Annotated in this window: 18 protein-coding genes; 2 read left to right on the forward strand and 16 right to left on the reverse strand. The window is 36.1% G+C overall.

Annotated features, from left to right (window positions below; all coding sequences use genetic code 11):
• Window positions 1-32 precede the first annotated feature (32 nt).
• From RT261_RS06445 to RT261_RS06500, 12 genes are all read right to left on the reverse strand, one after another.
• Complete coding sequence (locus tag RT261_RS06445; RefSeq protein WP_313130846.1) at window positions 33-1358, reverse strand: alpha-L-fucosidase; 1326 nt, start codon at window positions 1356-1358, stop codon at window positions 33-35.
• Window positions 1359-1438: 80 nt separating this feature from the next.
• Window positions 1439-4069 (reverse strand): transglutaminase-like domain-containing protein, encoded by a 2631-nt coding sequence (locus tag RT261_RS06450; RefSeq protein WP_313130848.1) that lies wholly within the window; start codon window positions 4067-4069, stop codon window positions 1439-1441.
• Between the two features lie 23 nt (window positions 4070-4092).
• Window positions 4093-4842 carry a copper homeostasis protein CutC gene (locus RT261_RS06455; RefSeq protein WP_313130852.1) on the reverse strand — a complete coding sequence of 250 codons (750 nt, stop codon included), beginning with the start codon at window positions 4840-4842 and terminating at the stop codon, window positions 4093-4095.
• A gap of 217 nt (window positions 4843-5059) precedes the next feature.
• A complete protein-coding gene (locus RT261_RS06460; RefSeq protein ID WP_313130855.1) occupies window positions 5060-5956 on the reverse strand; it encodes a carbohydrate ABC transporter permease in 897 nt (298 codons plus the stop codon).
• 12 nt (window positions 5957-5968) lie between these two features.
• Entirely contained in the window at window positions 5969-6889 is a 921-nt protein-coding gene (locus RT261_RS06465) for an ABC transporter permease (protein ID WP_313130858.1), read from the reverse strand.
• 57 nt (window positions 6890-6946) lie between these two features.
• Complete coding sequence (locus RT261_RS06470) at window positions 6947-8638, reverse strand: extracellular solute-binding protein (protein ID WP_313130859.1); 1692 nt, start codon at window positions 8636-8638, stop codon at window positions 6947-6949.
• A gap of 257 nt (window positions 8639-8895) precedes the next feature.
• On the reverse strand, window positions 8896-11181 hold the full coding sequence (locus RT261_RS06475; RefSeq protein WP_313130861.1) for an AraC family transcriptional regulator: 2286 nt from the start codon (window positions 11179-11181) through the stop codon (window positions 8896-8898).
• Window positions 11182-11242: 61 nt separating this feature from the next.
• Window positions 11243-11458 (reverse strand): hypothetical protein, encoded by a 216-nt coding sequence (locus tag RT261_RS06480; RefSeq protein WP_313130863.1) that lies wholly within the window; start codon window positions 11456-11458, stop codon window positions 11243-11245.
• A gap of 271 nt (window positions 11459-11729) precedes the next feature.
• Entirely contained in the window at window positions 11730-13301 is a 1572-nt protein-coding gene (locus tag RT261_RS06485) for a glutaredoxin domain-containing protein (RefSeq protein ID WP_313130864.1), read from the reverse strand.
• Window positions 13302-13449: 148 nt separating this feature from the next.
• Window positions 13450-14853 (reverse strand): rhamnulokinase, encoded by a 1404-nt coding sequence (locus RT261_RS06490; protein ID WP_313130866.1) that lies wholly within the window; start codon window positions 14851-14853, stop codon window positions 13450-13452.
• A 410-nt stretch (window positions 14854-15263) separates the two neighbouring features.
• Entirely contained in the window at window positions 15264-15950 is a 687-nt protein-coding gene (locus RT261_RS06495; RefSeq protein ID WP_313130868.1) for a class II aldolase/adducin family protein, read from the reverse strand.
• A 12-nt stretch (window positions 15951-15962) separates the two neighbouring features.
• Window positions 15963-17756 (reverse strand): L-fucose isomerase, encoded by a 1794-nt coding sequence (locus RT261_RS06500; RefSeq protein ID WP_313130870.1) that lies wholly within the window; start codon window positions 17754-17756, stop codon window positions 15963-15965.
• Window positions 17757-17925: 169 nt separating this feature from the next.
• Between RT261_RS06500 and RT261_RS06505 the strand changes: the two genes are divergently transcribed.
• A complete protein-coding gene (locus RT261_RS06505; protein WP_313130873.1) occupies window positions 17926-18795 on the forward strand; it encodes a helix-turn-helix transcriptional regulator in 870 nt (289 codons plus the stop codon).
• Window positions 18796-18971: 176 nt separating this feature from the next.
• Here RT261_RS06505 and RT261_RS06510 read toward each other — a convergent pair whose 3' ends face one another.
• From RT261_RS06510 to RT261_RS06525, 4 genes are all read right to left on the reverse strand, one after another.
• Entirely contained in the window at window positions 18972-19367 is a 396-nt protein-coding gene (locus RT261_RS06510; protein WP_313130875.1) for a hypothetical protein, read from the reverse strand.
• A 432-nt stretch (window positions 19368-19799) separates the two neighbouring features.
• Entirely contained in the window at window positions 19800-20066 is a 267-nt protein-coding gene (locus RT261_RS06515; RefSeq protein WP_313130878.1) for a hypothetical protein, read from the reverse strand.
• Window positions 20050-21204 (reverse strand): M56 family metallopeptidase, encoded by a 1155-nt coding sequence (locus RT261_RS06520; RefSeq protein ID WP_313130880.1) that lies wholly within the window; start codon window positions 21202-21204, stop codon window positions 20050-20052. Before RT261_RS06520 ends, RT261_RS06515 begins: the two co-directional genes overlap by 17 nt.
• Window position 21205: 1 nt before the next feature.
• Complete coding sequence (locus tag RT261_RS06525; protein WP_313130883.1) at window positions 21206-21622, reverse strand: BlaI/MecI/CopY family transcriptional regulator; 417 nt, start codon at window positions 21620-21622, stop codon at window positions 21206-21208.
• A gap of 235 nt (window positions 21623-21857) precedes the next feature.
• On the opposite strand from RT261_RS06525, the gene RT261_RS06530 reads away from it, so the two are divergent.
• Window positions 21858-22217, forward strand: a complete 360-nt coding sequence (locus RT261_RS06530) for a hypothetical protein (RefSeq protein ID WP_313130885.1) — start codon at window positions 21858-21860, stop codon at window positions 22215-22217.
• Window positions 22218-22438: the final 221 nt, after the last annotated feature.

The raw sequence follows: 22438 nt of genomic DNA on the forward strand, positions 1-22438 counted from the left end.
TTCCCTCCTTTTTCTATGTATCTTCCATAAATTTATTTTTCTTTTAAAGTGATTTCCACAACAGTATCCTTCTCATCTGGTAATGGATAGCAGTTGGATGCGCGAGAATTAAAGAAAAAGTATGCATTTTCTGAGTATTCCTTTAAATTCCAATAGAATGTTTCCTTTACTTCTGAGCCATCTTTAATCAACCGCATAGATTTCACCTTGCCAGCCATATTGGGCAGGCAGATTGCACCTACTTGCTCTTCCATTACATGGGCATAGAGCTTATTTCCATTTTGGGTAAATCTTCCCCATTCTGGCTTCGGATAATCGGAAAATGTACATCCGTAAATGCTCTTTCCATTTTCTTTCATCCATTTACCTACTTCTTTTAAAATAGCGACGGATTCTTCCGGGAATTCCCCTTTTATGGTTGGTCCAATATTAACAATTAAATTGCCACCTTTGCTTACACATTCTACTAAGGTTTTAACAATCAATTTTGATGATTTATAATGTTTATCATGTGCACTATAGCCCCAGTTATTATTCAGGGTAATGCAAGCTTCCCAGGGAATTGGATTACCGGCTTCATCGCAGATGCAGGCTGGGGGTATCATCTGTTCCGGAGATGCAAAATCACCAGAATAGGGTGTTGGATTCAAAGTTCTTATAGAACCTGCATTCTCTGCACTTCCTTCTAATCGATTATCAATGATGATATGTGGCTGGATTTCACGTACCATCTGAATTAATTCTGCTGCTTTCCACTTTTCACATTTCATATCGCCATAAGAGAAATCGAACCACATCAGGTCCAGCTTTCCATAATTCGTTAATAATTCACGAACCTGTCCATGCATAAATTCCAGATAACGGTCAAAATTGCGCTGGTCATTTTTGCATTCTTCATGATTACGCATTGGATGAATATTGTCCCCATAATGAGGAAAATCCTCATGGCGCCAGTCAATAATTGAAAAATACAGGCCTACTTTGATTCCTTCTGCACGGAAAGCCTCTACGTATTCTCTTACTAAATCCCTTTTGCATGGTGCATTGGTTGACTTAAACTCTGTATACTTGGTATCAAATAAACAAAAGCCATCATGATGTTTGGCGGTTAAAACAGCATATTTCATACCTGCTTCTTTTGCCATTCTGGCCCATTCTTTTGGGTTATAATTTTCTGCATAAAATTCATCTATAAATGGTTCGTATTCTTCTTTTGGCATTTCTTCTACACTGCGAACCCACTCGCCACGGGCTGGAATTGCATACAATCCCCAGTGTATAAACATTCCAAATCGTGCATCACGATACCATTTTGTTCTTTCTGTTCTGGCTTTTACTACTGCGTTTTCCATTTTCATAACCATTCTCCTTTCAAAGTCTGGAGACTTTGTGCGTAGCACAAATCTCCGGTTGAAAGAATGAAATTCTTTCAACCTTCCTATTCCGCGTTTAATACACGCATCAGCATATCTGCTGTTCCAACATTATATCCGCTTGTTGCATATGTTCCTACAAAATCATTTTTTACAACTATAATTAATGGCAGCTTATCTGGATCTACATACATTCGTCTTGCCAGCGTCTGCGCATTGGTTTCTGATGGATCATAAAGAATTTCCGTGTTTTCCAGTACTTTATTCGTTCTGGCAAAAGTAACATCCTTCAAATCTTCTTCTCTCTTTAAGACAAAATAAATCTTTGTTCCCAACTTATTGATTTGATCTGATACCTCATATAATTCATTTAAGATATGTTCCGTTGGTTCCCGATTCACCTCCAGCCATAGAAACAGAACTTTTGAAGAACCTGCAAGTTCTCTTGCCGATACCTCCTGCTTGTTCCATAGCAATTCAAAATCCGGAAGTTTAATTTCTTCCAGCATTTGTGAAAGCTTGGCATGCTTCATGGATAATTCAATACTTATATCTGGATGGTTTTTTAATTCAAGACATTGATCTTTTGCCTCAAAGCAATGATCTTTTACTTCATGGCATTGATCTTTTGCCTCAAAGCAATGGTCTTTTACTTCAAAGCAATATTCCTTAGCAAAAATATTTCCGTTAGGCAGTCTATTAGACGTAATTACACGATAAATTCCCTCTTCCAGCTCCAATTGGCCTAGTTTTTCAGTGGTAATATCATCATATAATTGCAGCGTTTGAAAACCATTTTCTCTCCATTTTCCAATGCTCCAATTTTGCCCATACTTCCACCTGGTATTGTTATCGCCTTTGAACGTAACGGAAGTTCTTGCCTTTATTTTCTTACTCTCCAAGGGAACAAATTCATTATCGGCATAATATTCCATAGTCCCATCTATTGGATTCATCCGTGCCGGTATGCCTAAATAACGCAGTATACGGATACATAGGATTTCTTTTGATAACCTGCTTCCAATCCCGGACCTTAAGCAAGCTGATGCAGAAGTAATGAGCTGTCCATATTCTTTTTCAGGTATGGAGATAATCTGTTCATTAATAAATTCCCATACTGCTTTCGGATCTGCCTGCCAGATTTCTTTCTTATCCTGCAGATAATGATTCAAAAATTCTGCATCGTCTGTTAAGGGTTCAAATTGTATCCGTGGGCAAAGAATATAAGGAATAAACATTTCTTCCGGATATAAGTTTTCATAACCATCCATAGATTTTAGATGATTTAGGAGCATATCCGCTTTTACATCAAGATAGTCCTTATCGTTTAAACTCAGCAAAAGCCGAATACCCAGAATTTGATTGTATTCCTGTTCTTTTATCCGTTCAAGAAAGTCTTTTATTTCTGAAAAATTACCAAAAGCCTTTTTCAGTAATAACAGCACTTCTTCTTCATAACCGCCATAATCAGCAGCTAATTCTTTGGCTTCTTCTATTTTATAGAATTGGGAAACTTTATGAAGCCGCTTTTGGGTAGCTTCATTTAGTTTTTGCTCATTTCTGCGTTTTTCTTCTTTTGTCAAAACAATAGGCGAAGGCACATCGTCTTTGGGAGCAATGAACTCCATTTCTTTCCACCCATTCAATTTTGTATGGATTGGTTTTAATGTTAATATACATTCTTCCTCTTCCTTGGTATTCATTAGGTAATCTGCATATAGATTCCCACTCTGGGCAAATATATGGATACTTCCCAGTCCAGTCACAATCCTGGTCTCTCCCGATTGATCCGTTGTTGTAGTGGCAATATTCCCAAATTCCGAATAATTCAGCACATCAAAGTAAACTGTTACGCCGGCACATGGCTGCTTATTCTCATTTTCTACTTTTATGGTAATTTCTTTTTCTCTTGCATATAGAGGCAGATGGTTTAGGATAGTGGAAATTCCCTTTTTCCCTACGATTTCATCCTGAGGCCTGGTTAGTCCAAACCATCTGGAATGAATCATCATTGCCCTGGATGCCGCATTGGTAAACCAACCTTTATCCAGAACTTCCTCCGGTTCACAAGCTCCCAGATAGTGCCATGCTCCATCACACCAGACCTCCACCCATGCATGATTATCATCGCAATGTGACCACAGTGGCACATATACCTGCCTTGCCGGAATTCCCAAACTCCGGAAAACAGAAACTGCAAATGTAGATTCTTCTCCACATCTGCCAAATCCACTGCGATATGCGGTAATTGCGGATATGGTCCGACTGTCACTTGCCTGATAAGTCACTTCCTGTGCACACCAATAATTTATTATCTTAGCAGCTTCTGTCATATTACAATTTACAATTTCTTTACAAAGCAATTCATAGAAAAACTTTCTGCATGCCACCAAATCTTCATTATTTACCCGATGATGTAAAACATAATTCAAGAAAAGTTCGAAAGGAACTTTTTTTGCAAATGGTCCATGATAATATAAAAACACACCATGTTTGGCATATTCTAATATAAGAGAAAATGGATAATCTACGGCATCACTAACAGGCATAGTAGCATAAAGCCATTTAATTGCATCTGCTACATCCCTGTCACATTCTTTCATATACCTATAAACTTCATTTGCCGAATCTCCAAGATAAAGCATTTGCTGCTGAAATGGTTGTTCCATTTTCATTCTGATTTCTTCCGAAAACATAACTTATCCTCTTTTTCCGTAATTTATTTTATGCTGTCCAAAGCCTGTCTTGCTGCACAGATTTTATTTTCATCTGTTTGATATATCTCATATTCGCTAAGGGACGGCAAACCCATATTCACATTTGGATTACGATATTGCATTTTACTTGGTAATACACTCTTGCCTGACATATGATAGCTTATACAACCGGTAATCGGATACAATTTTTTAATCACTTCTGCATTGACACCGCCGCCAGCTATAATATCAATTCTTCCGGCTGCCTGCTGTATTAATTTCTGCAGCATAGAAGCCCCCTTCATACAGTCATTTTCCTGGCCTGAAGTAAGAATGCTATTCATGTTCAGTGCTATTGCAGCCTCCAGGGTATCCATAGGATCTTTACACATATCAAATGCCCGATGTAACGTCACTGACATTCCCGCTGCCTCTTTCATAAACATACTCATGGCCGGATAATTAAGTGTTCCATCCGGATTCAACGCTCCAATTACAACTCCATCTGCTCCCAGCTCTGAGAAAAGGCAGATATCCCTGCGAATCATATCAATTTCATAATCGGAATAGCAAAAATCTCCAAACCTTGGTCTGATTAACACATGAATTTTTATATCTGTATGCTTCCTCACCTCTTCAAATAAAGATTGACCTGGGGTGGTACCGCCAATTACAAGATTTCCGCAGAGCTCTAATCTGTCTGCTTTTCCTTTTTGAGCATAAAGTGCTGATTCAACCGAATCAATGCAACATTCTAATATTCTTTTATTCATCCTTATTAACCTTTCTGCTCCAATCAACACCTTTTTTCATCCTTATTAATCTTTCATTGCTCCAATTATAACGCCTTTATTCATTCTTATTAACCTTTCACTTCTCCAATCAACACATTTTTCATCCTTATCAATCTTTCACTTCTCCAATTATAACTCTCTTATTCATTCTTATTAACCTTTCACTTCTCAATCATAACACCTTTTTTCATCCTTATTAACCTTTCACTGCTCCAATCATAACACCTTTTACAAAATATTTCTGTACAAAGGGATAAATAATAAGCACTGGTACAGATGCTACCACGATTGTGGAATATTTAAGCAATTGCATCAGCCCCTGCATCTCCGACGCTACCTTCGCGTCACTGATCATAGTATAATCTATCTTGTTTTGTATCAGAATTTCACGCATAACAATGGTTAATGGTTGTAAGGAAGTTTTCTTTAAATACAGCATTGCATCAAAGTAACTATTCCATTTTGCAACTCCATAATACAGAACCAGTACTGCGATGATTGGTTTGCATAATGGAACTACTACTTTCTTTAAGTACTTCCACGGTGTACAGCCATCTAACTGAGCTGCTTCATATAATTCATCGGGAATAGAATTTTGTATATAAGTACGGCAGATAATCATATTATACGTAGACATTGCACTTGGAATAATCATTGCCAGCGGAGAGTTTATCAGTCCCAATTTATTTACCAAAATATAAGTAGGTACTAATCCACCACTAAAATACATGGTGAATACAAAGATTGCTGCAAGTTTATTTCTCGCTGTAAACTCTTTTCTGGACAGTGGATATGCACATAAAATAGTCATGACAATATTCACAAGGGTACCAATAGCCATATATAAAATGGAGTTTATAAATCCTGTAACAATTTTATGATTTTTAAACACTGCTGCATAACCTCTAAGTGTTGGTGATACCGGCCATAATACAACTTTTCCACTAATAACAGCTTGGGGATCTGAAAAAGATGCACTGACTATGTAGATCAGAGGATAAGCAACAATGACAAATAGCATAGACAGAAGTACATAAACAATAATGATAAAGATTTTATCTTTCATGCTTTGATTTTTAAATTTCTTATTCACGTTTCTCCTCCTTTACCACAAACTAGTATCCGTTACCTTTTTGCTAATCTTATTCACTGCCACCAATAAAGTAAAACTTACTACGGACTGAAACAGACCTGCTGCAGTTGAAAATCCAAAATCTGCATTTACAACTCCTACTTTATAGACGAAAGTAGAAATTACCTCTGATACCTCTGCATTCAAACTGTTCTGCATCAAATACACCTTATCTAATCCGATATTTACAATATTACCGCAGCTAAAAATCAACATAATAATAATAGTAGGTAAGATACCTGGTAAATCTACATGCCAGATTTTCTGCATACGATTTGCGCCATCCATCATTGCTGCCTCTTTTAGTTCCGGGCTTACGCCGGCAAGGGCTGCAATATAGATAATGGAAGAGTATCCCATAGTTTGCCACAATCCGCTCCATACATACAGATGCCTGAAGGATCCCACATTTCCAAAGAAGTTAATTGGATTCAGGCCAATTTTTTGCAAAATAAGATTGAAGATACCAGTACGCAGATCCATCATCTGCATCATCATTCCCACCATAACAACGATAGAAATAAAGTATGGTGCATAAGTGACCATCTGTACGGTTTTCTTAAACTTCACACTTCTGATTTCATTTAACATAATCGCCAGAATAATTGGAAATGGGAAATTTACAACCAGAGAATATACACCCAGTATCAGTGTGTTTTTAATAACTTTAATACTGGAGGTAGACGATAAAAATTGTTTGAAATATTTTAATCCAACCCAGTCACTCCCTAAAAATCCTCTCTTAATGCTATAATCCTTAAACGCCATTATAATTCCGCCCATTGGAATATAAGCAAAAACAATCGCATATAACAAGGGAATACTAATAATGAGCCAAAATTGCCAGTTGGATCTTCCCAAAGCTCGTTTACGTTTTTTCGTCTTATTTTTCAAGTCTTTTCTCCTTTCAGATTAAGCTGCTGCACGAAGGCAGCAGCTCATCTCTTATTCCTAATTTTTCATCATTCTGTCATAAGCTGTCTGATAAGTATCTAATAATGTTTGTAATCCAGCTTTATCTAAAGCGTTTATAAAGCTATCCCACTCCGTATTTATATCTTTTGCTCCTGTAATAAATGCAACGGAAGATTCAATAATGATTTTTTCAACTTCTACCGCAACAGTAGATACATTGGTCGATTCTTCATCTGTCATTTTTAACTCTGGAATCATATCTAAATCGGAATTTGCCTCATTTTGTGCATATGGTTCATAATCATTCTTACTTGATTCAAATAAAAGTTTTTCCAGTCCATCTGGTGCATAAGGATCAATGTTTGGAGTAACTGCCTGGCCCAATCTGTAATCAGCCGGAGCAACACGGATACCAATATCCTGCCAGTCATGATTCTGTGTTTCGGCAGAGTATGCATTTAATACTTTGTATAATGCTGGTTTCCCATTTAATCCAACTTCACCTTCTGGATTTAACACCCAGTCAACTCCCTCATCTGCACCATACTGGGAACTAAGGTCGCCAGTTGCTGAGTAGAAGAAGTCTACCCAACGTAATGCTGCTTCTGGGTTTTTACATTTATCTGTGATACAGAAGCTTCCGCTTCCAATTGATGCATATTTAAAGTAAGAAGAAAGTCTTGTACCCTCCGGTCCTTCTAATGGTGCCAGTGTTGCATACTGTTTGTAAAGGTCTGGATTCCCTGCGGAATCAATATAATCTGAAATTGTTCCTTCCGGGAAACATAATACTGGAGCATCATCCTGATTAATAATTGTCTTTAGCTGTTCCCCTGTCTGCGTAAAGTTACCGTCATAGATTGCACCAAGTTTGTATAAAGAATTACAATAGGCAAGGAAATCTTTGTACCTGTTATCTGTTGCTGCAGATACGATCTTTCCGTCTCTATTTACTGCAGTCATATCATACACATTTAAAGTGTAAGATTTACTTGGGCAAAGTAAGAAGGAACCCATCAGCCAATCCTGGAAAGTGGAAAACCAGCCTGCACCGGGAGCAGTGCCACCAATTGCGATTCCATTGGGTTTGTATTCAAGGAATTTCTTACATACCTCATAGAATTCCTCTGTTGTCTCTGGCATTTTGCATCCCATATCCTCTAAATACTTAGTATTAATCCACATTTTCCTGCCATAGGAACAATGATAGCAATCGTTGGTAGATAATAAAGAGTAGATATTTCCATCCGATTCACGGCTTAAATCTAACTGATTTTTGAACATGTTGTAATAGTTTGGTGTATTTTCTTCGTTAATTAAATCGTCTAATTTAATTAAGATTCCTTCTTTCACACCATACTTTGCTAAGTTAGGACTTACGCCCAAAATGATATCCGGGTAATCCCCTGACTGTAAGGACATATTTAATTTATCTTCCCAGTCATCCCTGGTCCCTGTTTCAAATTCAATATGTATACCGGTCTTCTCTTCCAAATATTTAGTGAAATCATTAGTCTCAAGGTCCTCAACATTTGGCATTGTCATGGTAAAACATGTTAAAGTTAATTTTTCTCCATCTGCTACGATTGGATATGTTCCTGGCTCTGTTAAAGCTACCTTCTTATTTGTTGAAGATACACTGTCATTACTTTTTCCACATGCTGTCAATCCTAATACCATTACAGCACTTAGTGTTAATGCAATCAATTGTTTCAATTTTCTTTTCATAGCCCTCTCCTTTTTTTATTAATAAATGTAAATAATGCTTTTTTGAACAGGTTCCTGCAGTAACCAATTCTGTGTTGAACACTTTTAATAATTGCTACACATTTTTTATACCATTTTTATACGTTTTGTACAACGTACAATTTTTTCAAGCCATACATTTTTTGTTGTTTCACTGTATTTATGTGCAATTTCCAATTATTTTTAGTCATTTTGCCATAAAAATAGACATACGTTTTTTTACGCATGTCTATTTTCCTTTACTTTATTTTGATGTAAGTACTCGGTGTCATACCGGTACATCGTTTAAATGCTCGTCTAAATGAATAGTCACTTCCATACCCAACCTGAACAGCTACTTCTTTTACCGCTATTCCTTCTTCTAATAGCTCACCTGCTTTTTGTATTCGTAAGTTTTCCAGGTAATCACTAAAGGTAACTCCAAAGTATAATTTAAATTCTTTATAAAGCCGCTGTTCAGATGTATTCATATTTTCAGCCAGCATCGCCAGATTAAAGTTTACATTTGGATACTGCTCTCCGATTAATCTTTCCAGTTCCAGCTTTATTTCTACATGTTGTTTATCCTTTATTTCTTCCGCTACTTTCACCTGATGCCGTTTCGCTGTACGTAAAAGTGCAAATATTTCATCCGGCCATTCTGTCTTCTGTACCTTTACAATGAGTTGATTGCTAAAATCATCCTTTTCTTTTTTTAAACAACGGACCAATATACACTGAAGCATCTTTATCATATGGGTCAACCAGTATTGATGCTGCACCTGTTCTGTATTTAATTCACGAATCTGGAGTAAAATAGACTCTAAATCATTCTCCGAACCATGAAGAAGGGTCTGCTCTAATTGGTACTCATTTTCCAAAGACATTATTTCTCCCTGGATTTCTTCTACTGCTACTTCTCTAATCAACGGTACATGGATTTGGAAAAAGCTTGCGCTTTTACAGATTCCCAAGGCTTCTTCATAGGCTGCTGACAACTCCATTATATTATCAACCCGCTGACTGATTCCTATGAAGCTTCCGCCAACACTGTTATTGTACAAATTCGATTTACCCAGCTCTTCTTTGATACTAAATATATTCCGGTTCTGATTATCCGCCAATATCATTGCATAGGTATAATGCTCAATGGGATAGATCCAATGTGGTATCGTCAGTTCCGATGCAAAAAAGTCCTGTACTTTCTCTTGTAATTCCTGGTTTGAGATAAGGAAATCACCGGATAGCTGTGTCTCAACTCTCACAACCACAACGTAAAATCCTGAAAACTGCTTAAATCTTTCAGCTTCATCTCCCACCTCGTCCTCGAATTCCTGAATGTTTCTGTATTTACCCAGTAGTATTTTTCTGATACATTCTTTATGTACAATTTCCTGCTGTTTATCCAAAGTAACCTGAAGATTTTCTACCTGCTCCAAAAATTTCCCTAAGCTCGTCCAAAATCCTTGATTCTTATTCTCTGCTTTACTCCTACTTGGTACTTTATTCTTAACGGCCAGATTTTCTGAACATCGGAGATATTGATTTACCATCTTTTTGTTGTGGTACCAATAATAGATACAAATAAGTACCCCAGCTAAAATAGACATAATATATAAAAACACCATAAAGTATTTGGCAAATCCGATTTTATTCGTCAAATCCGATTTCGGGGTAACTACAACAAAAGACCAGGAATAAAATTTGGATTCTACCCGGTAAGTAACTGCGTTTTTATGGTTCTGGCCTACTTGGGTATCATCTATCCCTGAAGCTTCTTGGTTTTCACTTGTCCTATATCCATTCTTTAGAAAACTCTGAATAATCTTACCATCTTCATCAATTAAAAACACACTGCTATTATTGTCATTACTAATTTTTTTCAGAAAATTAGTAACTACTTTATTATTCAATGAAATTACAACTGCTCCATTATAAACTCCTTTATTAATTGAAGATAGGGATTGTACAATTCTAAGCTGCGGCTGATCTGTATCCTCTTTTGCTTCCACGCACTCCATTTGAATATAGTGATATTTTTCGCAAAATTCCTTTTCCAATTCTTCCCACGAGTTCCCCTGAAAAGAGGATATTGTTGAAATTCCCCGTTCTGTCTTTGGAATAACTCTGGGAATGCTCATAATATAATCTTTATTTACATACCATACACAAATATCTTCAACCATTGAGTTAGTCAATGCATATACGGAAAATTCATCTGCGACTTTATACATACTATAATAACTAATATTTTTTTGTTCTTCATTGGTTGACAGCTCTATTATTTTAGTGTTTTTGCTTAAATAAATCGCAATATTTCGTATTCCTTCGATTTCTCTGTCAAAATCGCTTACCGTATCTGTAAGGTTTCGATAGGTTTTTTCTTTTTGCACGTCTAGCAAAGCTTCCCGCGCCGTAAAGTAAATAATCGTAGTGAAAATTGTTGGAAACAAAAGGATCATCAAATAATACAACAGAAGTTTTATTGCCATTTTATTTGGATTCATTTTATCAGTACTTATTTTACTATGATTCTTTATTTTCATTCTATTTTCACACTTGCTCCTCTCCATGAAAAATCGTTGTCTTTCTACAAAATTTATAGTATTATATGATTATATCTTGGTCAAAACGGATATTCCACTTGCATACAGGCAAGTTTTGCATACAGGTAAGTTTATCCGCATACGCTACGGCTCTAACCTCATTGCCACTACGCGGCATTTCAGCAGGCCTTTGAACTCCTACTGAAACAGGCAAGTCCGCTTTCCTGATAAGGTTAAATAATAAGGAATAAGGAGTTATCATATGTTCTTTAATCATAAGTCAGCATCCCCACTCCCTAGTATTCGGCTCTTTTATAATAACACATGCATTTACGAAGGTTTACTGAAAGATATTCCCATAAAGGACTCCGTTATTATAGAAAAAAGCATTCGTTTCTTTAATGACCCGGAACCCTGCGACATTCACCGCACCGCAGTACGGCTGCGTATCACTGAAGAATTATTCATTAAATTAAAAGAAACTGAACAAAGTGAATGCTGCCAACTTCTTCTGGCTTTATGTCCTTTTGAAAATATTGATCAGGTTATTATCTCAGACTAGCCAACAAATAAATAAAAAACGTGAAAAATAAAATTGCATTAAACAGTTTTATAAAATCCATACGACGGAGCATAAACTCCGAAACAGCATTGGTTGTTCTGGTCTTATAAATAACCAGTAACACTACTATGGTTGGCAGCATCATTGCTCCTACATATACCAAAAACATACTTAATATCTGTAGCATACTCTTGGAATGTGTCCGAAGCATATATAATATAGATGCCATATAAATTTGACCGGTGCAAAAAAATTCTCCGAAAGAAATTACAATTCCAAGCCCAAAAGCTAGTAATGGCACGAATTTTTCAGATACATTCCCCATTTTCTTAATCATATGATGGTTAAAGGTTCGCAATGTAACCGGAAGCTGCATATGAATTTTGCCATACTGTTTTCGTCTTACATTTCTAAAGTCCACAAAATTCAGGACTGCAAGTATCAAAACTATCCCTGCAACTACCATTGTAAAAATCCTGGTAATACTTTTCAATTCGTCCGAAAAAACAGCAGATACTGCAAAATAGGTACCTACCCCAATACCAAAATAAGTAATTAACTTTGCAACGATATATAAAATACCATTTCTCAGCACTCCCGATTGTGCAGTTAATAAAATAGATAATAGCATCAGAAGCATGGATATACCGCAAGGATTAAACCCTGCAAGCAGCCCGGATCCAAATAAGGTCAAATAATTTATCTTACTAACAGTTTCGTTTCCTGCCTTTTGATTTACGGATTCCAGAAATGTTCCATAGGTCGCCTTTGAAAATGCGTCTTCCAGGCTTAAAGCTGTAATTATTTCTTCTTGTCCGGTTAGAACCTGATTTCCTATAAAAACGGTTGGTACATGTTGTCTTCTATCCTCCACCCCATAACAGGCATACAGGGTTTGCAATATCTCAACCGCATTTTCTGCGCCTATATTATATTCTTCTATGGTAACAGAAGAATCAATTTCTCCCAAATATTCCTTAACCTTTTCGCATTCCTCACAAGAATAGGTTGTAAAAAGCAATAAATATTTATCACTATTTTTAATATTCTTGTCTCTGGAATTTTGAGTTAATTGTTCCAGAACCGAAGTGTCTGTACTACTTTCTAACTGGCTTTTCTGCTGGGATGTAGAATTATGTTTTTCTTCATTATCATATTCAGCTGTTGATTGTTCTTGTTCTTCCTTAAAATCATTTTTCAAATACTGCTCAATCTCTTCATATCCCGTAATCCACTGCCCATTTACAGCTAGAATCGGAAACTCGTTCTCGGTGGTTTCTCTCTGATAGTCCTTGCAATATTTTTCATAAACTTCTTTGCCTGCTTGCTGAAATACATTATAAACAAGAATTTCATAATTCATTTGTTCCTTTTCCTCAACGGAAAAGCACCGGTTAAAGAGCCGGTAAATATCTTCATCTTCTTTACAGGAGGCACAGGAATTGTTATAGAAAAAAGTAAACGATACATTTGCAGCAGAAACAGTTTTTGGATTCTCACCTAATAAGATTGCTATTACAAAGCATACGATTATAAATACTATTCTTCTTTTTCTCATATATTAAATATATCACAGGTTATCAACTCCGTAAAGAAGAGGTATGTAATCAATTTCACTCTTTCCCAGGCTCTGACCCATGTGATGTTCACCTCCTGTCTCCTGCTTTCTCTCCTACTAATTCATATAGTGCTCATCTATTTGCTAATTAATCCTGAAATTCTCCACTGGAAAGAATTGAGGTTTTTACAAGCCGCCTTCCTTCCGCTAAAGAAGTTATTTCATGACTATGTATCATTTGTGCCATAAGATTACCTATGGCTGTGGCTTCCCCAGGCCCTGCTAACACCTTACAGCCGGTATACTTTCCTGTAAGCATGTTTAAGTAGTCCGCATTCGAGCCTCCTCCAATAATATGGATCGTATCGTAGTGCTTTCCTGTTAATGCTTCTATTTCTCTTAGGGTATCCCCATAACATTTGGCAAGACTGTTGTAAATAACTGCTGCAATCTCGCCCAGGGTTTCAGGTACCTGCTGGTTGGTACCCTTGCAAAAAGCCTTTACAGCTTCTACCATGCTGTCGGGAGACATAAAAGAACTATCATTACAGTCCACTAAAGAAACGATATCTTCTTTCTCAGCCATACTGCATATTTCTTCATAGGAGTACTGGTCTCCTATTTCTTTTTTTACAGACTGAATCATCCACAATCCCATAATATTTTTCAAGTACCTATAGCGGTCATCATAGCCACCTTCATTGGAAAATCCTGCTCTATTACTTTCTATGGAATTGTTTGGCTCGGTTAATTCAATTCCCATAAGGGACCAGGTTCCGGAGCTAATATAAAGCGTATCCTCCTTTGTACTTGGTACAGCCATAACAGCTGATGCTGTATCATGGGAAGCTGCCATAACTACCCGGCAGTCATATCCAATCATGTCTTGTACCTTTGGTGTTAAATTACCAACAAAAGCTCCCGGCTTCTCTATTGTCTTAAAAATACGGCGGGGATATCCAAGGCGGTCTATTAAATCATAATCCCAATCCTTTGTTTCAACCTGAACTAATTGGCTGGTTGTTGCTATGGTATATTCTTGTTTCATTATGCCGGTAAGCAGGAAATTATAGTAATTCGGGGTCATTAGCATGGCTTCTGCCTCTTCCAGATACTTGGGATTAGTCTCTTTCACTGCCATCAATTGATATATTGTATTATACATTTGTTTTGGAATACCAGTTCTTCTATATAATTCATCCATTGAAATGTACTTATTCACCACTACATCCATGTCATTCGTTCTTTTATCCCGGTATCCCACTGCCTCTCCAAGAATATGACCGCCACCATCAACCAGTACAAAATCCACACCCCAGGTATCAATACCAACGCTTATAGGTATTTTCCCCAATTCTCTGCAGCGTTTCATACCAGTTAAAATATGCTGAAAAATCTGCCTTGTATCCCAACAAAGCCTTCCATTCATTTTTTGCATACTGTTATTAAAACGATATATCTCCTCTAAATGCATCTGACCTTCTTTGATACTTCCCAATATATGCCTGCCACTGGAAGCTCCAATGTCAATTGCCAGATAATACTTTTCCATTGTAACTCCTCCTGTCCAGTTAAAGCGGATATTCCCACTTGCCGAAGGCAGGTTTTTACCGTAGACAAGTTTTTCCATAGATAAGTTTTTGCTATAGACAAATTTTGCTGTGAGTAAGTTTTCTCCATCGCAAGTTTTACTCACAGACAATTTTGCCTACAACAGATCTATCCGCTTATGTTATTTGCTCATATCCTCACTGCTACTACGTAGCATTTCAGCAGGCGCTTCTCCTACTGAAACAGGCAAGTCCTTAGCGTCGTTACAGAAGCAGGTACTTCCCTGATAAGGTTAAATAGTGACTGCGCCTTTTTGTAAAATTATATTTACATATAGGACAGATTCACCTTTTGTAATAATTGCATAAAATTTTGCAGCTTCTTCATTTTTCCCACTTGTCGTGGAAAAGTTTATTCACTGCCCTTTGGATATTTTTTATAACCAGGATGTTTTCCCGTTACCTTATAACTTTTACGCATTGAAATTAATCTATCAATATTTTCTCTGGATATTTCTTGCGCACCACCTAATAAATGGGCATTCAGACTGATTTTTGCGAATAACTCCAAGGTTTCCATTCTATAGTATGCAGTTATTAAGTCTGCACCAACCGCAAGGGCTCCATGATTTTGAAGTAAAACTACATCATGGCTTCCAAGGTAAGGAGCAATCGCTTCCGGTACTTCATAGGTAGATGGCGTTCCAAAAGGAGTAACCGGTATGGAACCTAAGGCAATTACTGTCTCTATCATGGAGTATTCATCCAATGCCTTATTGGCCACTGCATACCCTGTTGCAACCGGAGGATGAGCGTGTACAACGGCTCCTACATCTTCTCTTTCCGCATAGCAGCGCATATGCATCTTAATCTCTGAGGAGGGTCTGTATTGGCTTTCCTCTAAAAGATTTCCTTCCTTATCAATGTGAACAAGTTTATCAGAAGTTATAAAGCTTTTGCTTATTCCGGTAGGTGTTGCTAAGAAACTGCCATCCTCTAATTTAACGGTTACATTTCCATCATTTGCTGCAACCCATCCAAGCTGCCAAAGTTTAGAACAAACATCGCAAATTTGTTCTTTGATTTCATTCATATTCATATAATCACTCTCCTATTTGTATAGCGGACCATAAGCTGTACACGCTCTATAATCCTGACCTTCTTTATCCATTCCAAAAGCATTCCAGGAAGCTGGACGGAAAATCCTATCTTCCGGTACATTATGCATACTTACCGGAATTCGAAGCATGGAACACAAAGTAATTAAATCTGCTCCAATATGTCCGTAAGAAATTGCTCCGTGATTAGCTCCCCAGTTATTCATCACATCATAGGCACTCTTAAATGCACCTTCACCAGTTGTTCTTGGAGCAAACCAGGTACTTGGCCAGGTATAATCTGTTCTCTTCCAAAGTATGTCAGAAACATTCTCTGGCAGTTTTACAGTATAGCCTTCTGCAATCTGAAGTGCAGGTCCTAATCCATGAATTAGGTTCAGGCGAATCATAGTTACCGGCATTTCTGCTTTTGTTTCAAATCTGGAGGAATAGCCGCCTCCTCTAAAGTATCCGTTATCTGCAGCATTCCAGGTAGTAGCCTCTAAAATAGCCTTTTGATCTACCTCAGTAATCTCATACCAGGGCTTAATCACTGCATTTCCATCTTCATCTTTTACTTCTCCACATGCATCTAAACATGCAGCACCGGAATTAATTAAATGAATAAAACCGCCGGCAGCTTTGGCAACACCCTCTAGTTCATATCCCGCAGCCTTTTTTACTGCCTCCGGGCTCCAATAGGTACGAACATCTGCAAATATTTGAGCACGGTTTGTTAACAGTTTCATAAATAACATTCCAATGCCGTTTAATACATCATTTTCTGTTGCTAAAATATAAGGTTCTCTTGCTCCGTTCCAGTCAAAGGAAGTATTTAAAAGAGCCTCAGCGAAGTCACAGTTTGGATAAAAATCAGTCCACTGTCTTTGACCTTGGAAGCCTGCTGCGATTGCATTATGTCCGGACATTTCTTCCTCAAAGCCTTTTGGCAAATTCGGATTTCCATTGATTAAATCCTTAATAATACACATCATTTTAACAACAAATTCCCAATCCTTCTCTTTTTGCTCCGGGCTTTTTTGAGCTTCCAGAGGGTTTTTATCAAAACCTTCCTTGCAATTTGCTTTTGTCCATTCCAGTGCCTTTTTATATTCTTCTTTATCGTAGATGCCTTCTGACATTCTTCTGATAATTTCTACTTCATCTACAGATTCTACCCTCATTCCAAGATATTTTTCAATAAAATCAGGATCGATGATGGAACCGCCTATTCCCATACAAATAGAGCCTATTTGAAGATAAGATTTTCCTCTCATAGTTGCTGCTGCAACTGCAGCTCTGCCAAAACGTAATAATTTTTCCCTTATGTCATCTGGAATAGAAGTATCCTGTGCATCTTGTACATCATGTCCATAGATACCAAAAGCAGGAAGACCTTTTTGTGCGTGGGTTGCTAAAACAGATGCCAGGTATACCGCTCCCGGCCTTTCTGTTCCGTTAAAGCCCCACACACCTTTTATTGTCATAGGATCCATATCCATAGTTTCCGCACCATAACACCAGCAGGGAGTTACGGTAAGTGTAATATCAACGCCTGCTTTCCTAAATTTATCTGCACAAGCTGCAGCTTCTGCCACACGGCCAATGGTTGTATCTGCAATTACAACCTTTACCGGTTCTCCATTGGTATATCTTAAATTCTCTTCAAACAATTTAGAAACAGACTTTGCCATATTCATTGTCTGTTCTTCTAATGTTCCACGTACATTAATATACCCTCTTCTTCCGTCAATAGTAGGACGAATGCCTATTACAGGGTAATCACCAATTAATCTGTTATTTGCCATATTGAATCCTCCTTATTCTTATAGATGATTTCTCATCCATAAAATTTAAGCTTTATGCATTGAGTTTAAGCTCTATACTTATTATTATAAAATGTACTTTATATAAATCTTGTGTTATAATGGACTAAAAATATAACAATATTCACTTTTATTGTTAAGGAGATATTTTATGAAGTATTTTGATTACAGAGAACATCGTCAGCAGGGAACAATAGATTTTCCAATGGCTATTTATCATATTGAACCTAGTCACCCAAGGTATCAGATGCCCTATCATTGGCATCCGGAATATGAAATTATTCGGATTTTAGAAGGTAACTTTCATCTAACCATAGGAAGTCAGGCATATATCCTGACAAAAGGAGATATCCTTTTCTTACATGACGGCATTTTACATGGAGGTATTCCTGACCATTGTATTTATGAATGCCTTGTTTTCAATATGAATCTATTTTTGAAAGGAAACTCTATCGGTATTAAGCAAACCAAAAAAATACTACAGCACGAAATTATATTCTTACAGCACCTGCCTCGTGAATCTAAAGCTATACATGACACAGTTTCAAATTTATTTCTCGCTATGACAGAGAAGAAACCAGGATACGAATTCCTGATTAAGGGGTATCTCTATCAGTTTCTTGGCTTTTTGTTGCAAGAACATTTATATAGCGAAAACATTAATGTAGCACATACCTCTTTACAGCATGTGCTACATTTTAAAAAAGTACTTAGCTATATTGAAGATCATTACACAGAACATATAACCCTTGAAGATTTAGCCAAAATTGCAGGTATGAATCCCAAGTATTTTTGCCGCTTCTTTCGGGAGATGTCCTTTCGTACTCCTATCGATTATGTTAATTATTATAGAATAGAAAGAGCCTGTGAACAATTATCCACTACCAATACGACAATTATTGAAGTAGCTCTTAATTGTGGCTATAACGATATCAGCTATTTTATTAAAACATTTAAAAAATATAAGGGTGTAACTCCAAAGCAATATTTAAAAAGTGAATTTTCCACTACATTTCCATAATATGTGCCTCTTGATGTGTAGATACAAATTTCTATTTGGGCATTATCGCAGGCTGGCCTGCGATATACATGGGGAATAAATAATTTTTAAGGGTCTGCCACCTGATGTTTGAACATAGGTAGCAAACCCCTATTGATAGCTATATGGTTTACTATTCTTTTAAAAGAATACTTTTGCTATTTTTTATAGCCACATTTTTTACATGTACTGCCGAATAAAGGATAAGAGTGCTTAACGTCTGTCCATGAACCATAGATTTTAAAACCGGTTTTCTTACATTGCACACAACGTGCATTCTGTAAAGTTCTAGTCTTATAGCAATATGTAGAATCTGACTTATTGTAGCTCGAAGTTGTAGAGGTCTTAGATCCGTACGCCTCTAATTGATTATGAGAGCAGGTGTCGGCGGCCCTTAATAAAGAGTTTCTTAAAGGCGCAGTATAAAATGATTGATCTTCGTTTATCTTGATAACCACATCATTACCAGTTTCAGTATGTATGACATCACCAACTGAAATATGTTCATGATTATGCTGAGGCGGTGCAGCAAAGGCAGTTGTGTTTATTGCCATAACCATTAATGCTGCGAAAGATAATGATAATATTTTTTTAAACATAAAAGTCCTCACTTTCAATAATTAATTGATGTTGTTTAGCACAAAAAGTGAAACCATAATAAATTATAACTTACCAAAACATTGGAATCCCCCCTTGCATTATTAAAATATCAATGCTATTAATTAAATACCTATACATTATTATAAATACTGTATTAATAATTATAATACAATTAAATCTAAACATATATTTTTTAATTTGTCAAGCAAATGTGTAAAATAATAGAAATTTATGTGTAAAATAACAAAAATTAATAAAAAAGAGAAATGAGGGATGCTCAGATATTTTTCTGATTTTTTGATTGAATTAAAATGAAAAAGCACTCTTTGGCTTCATTCCATTGAGACCAAAGAGTGCTTACCTATTTTAAGTCTTAAATTGTTCTTTTAACACAACTCCCATTCACCAATCCATTTCTGCCTTGAGTAATTATATTGGCGCCTATATACTTTCCCATTTTCAGATTTATACCGCCAGCCAATAGCATGAGCATTTGGATATGCGTCTCTCAGTTCACTATTTTCCTGAACATTTATAGTGATCGGTGAAAGTTGTTGTTTACTGGTTTGAGCTGACACATCAATAGGGAAAGCTGACAAAGTCACTATCAAGATAGCTAATGATAAAATTATTCTTTTACTTTTGACTTTCATAAAAAAGTGCCTCCTTCGCATTTTTGTATATACGTAAATCAGAATAAGAATCTTTTACCTCTGAAACCGTACCAAAATACTCATGATTTAAAAAAATATCATATCCACCATTCGGATTTACTAACAAATAGGCACTTTCAGTAGTTAATTCTACTGTTTGCTGCTGATCCATCCGAGCTATTGAATATGGTTCTATTACAACAAACGATATTAACGTTAAAATAAGCATAAGGGCTATAAATAGTATTGAGCTTTTAGCTCCGAATTTTTGATCAAAATTATTGTCTAAGACAATATAAAATCTTTGTGAAAGGACAGAAGCAGTTCTGCTGTCAAAAGCTAGCGAAAAGCTGTTAATCCGTGAGGGTGCACTTCCTTTTGCAATTGTCAAAAGGCATTCCAAATAATTGATTCTTTCAGCTTTGCTCATATGCTTTGTAACCGCTGTATCTACCCGAATTTCAAGAATCTTATCAATTTGCTGCTTTAAAATATATACCAAAGGATTCCACCAATAAATAATACTGGTTAGCTCAACAAACAGCTTTATCCATAAATCATAATGGTGATAGTGTGTAACCTCATGTCTAATTATGTAGTATAATTCTTTATCAGATAAATCAATTTGAGGTAATATAATCTTTGGCTTAAATACCCCAAAAAGCAATGGTACAGAAACGGAGCTTGTCCTAATTACAGTAAAATCAGTAGATTTTCCATATAGAAGCTCCACTTCTTTAATCAAATCCTTTATGGCTTCTTCATCAATATGCGGCTCTTTTTCAAGTGATTTTTTGAATTTAATGTAAGTAGATACTGTTTTAAATCCAAATAAAGCAATTCCACAAATCCAAATCAATAAAAATATGTGGTACACATAAATACTATGGGATTCAATAACCGGAATATAAAAGAACTGATATATATTAGGCAGTAAATATTTTTCAAATATTGTGTATTGGAAAGAAAACTCAAATGGGATAAGTAACCGCAAAAGCAGTAACAGAATCCCCATCAGCAATACACTTATGCTGATTTGTAATATTCTTTTATGACTATTTAAAAGAAACCATACTGCTATGATTGATAAATTACAAATAAGCAGTATTGTAATCAAGGAAGAGCTTGATACAACCATACTATTTTTCCTCTTGGTTTAGGGATTTTTTTCTTTCTTTAAGTAAGATTTCTAGTTGTTCAATAACTTCTTTTTCATTTTTTTCATGTTTTAGCAATGTGGTAACTAAATTAGGAATTGTAACTTTATCACCGTCTTTTTGAAATTGACTGAGTAACTGCTGGGTCATCAACTCGTTTTTGGATAAAACCGGCAAGTAGCTTCGAGTCAAAACAGTTCCGCTATATACGATATCAGATACTTTTATAATTTTTTTGTCTAATAATTTTCTAATAACCGCCTGTACGGTATTGATGTTTAGTGACTCATTAATCTTTGTTATCTCTGATGCAACTAATGGTTTGTTACTTTGCCAAAGTATTTCCATTACATCCATTTCCTTTTGCGTCAGAGAAAACTCATTTTTTCGTTTAGACATTATATTTGCCCCTTAAATGTTTTGTAATTTATTATATCATAATGTTACATTATTATATTTACTTTGTCAATAATTAAGCCTTTATCTACAATACTTTGTCTTTCAAATCAAGAATTGTACTGAGACAAATTTTATATCCGTTACAATATATATAGGAAATAATACCTATAGAAATATATGGTAAATAATATAAAATGGATTAGTGTCAAATTATTAACAATAAGGGAGAGAAATGATGAAGAAAAGTGTTTTATCTGTATTATCTATAATTTTATTATGCAGTATGCTATTAGCTGGCTGCAGCAGTAAGCAAAAAACAGCTATTGATAATACTTCATGGGCTTTGGCAAGTGCAGAATCTTTAGGTATAAAAATAAATGCTGAAGACATTGGAATAGCTGATTTTGTTATCGAATTTAAAACAAATGGTAAAGTTACTGTTACTGCCAATAGCGAAACTTCAGAAGGTACCTTCAAAGTAGATGGGGATGAAGTAACCATTGACGAGGGTGGCGAAACCATGGTCTTCACTAAAGACGGTGATGTATTGTCAATAGATCAGGATGGCGCAATATTAAATTTTGAAAAAAAGTAATTTAAGAATAAAGGCATAAATCCAACGTATACTCAATGCTTTTATATAATGGATTAAGCCCGATAATATTAAAGGTTTCTGAGGTGGAAACATATAAAGTACGACCTGTAACCTTGTATTGAAATTAAAAAAAGGGCTCCGTTTCTTATTTCGTGTAAACTCGTTTTACAGAATACTCCATTTTGAGCTTAATGATAATACACAAAATCCATGAAACGCTG

The organism is Anaerocolumna sp., assembly GCF_032079385.1.
Classification (GTDB): Bacteria; Bacillota; Clostridia; order Lachnospirales; family Lachnospiraceae; genus Anaerocolumna.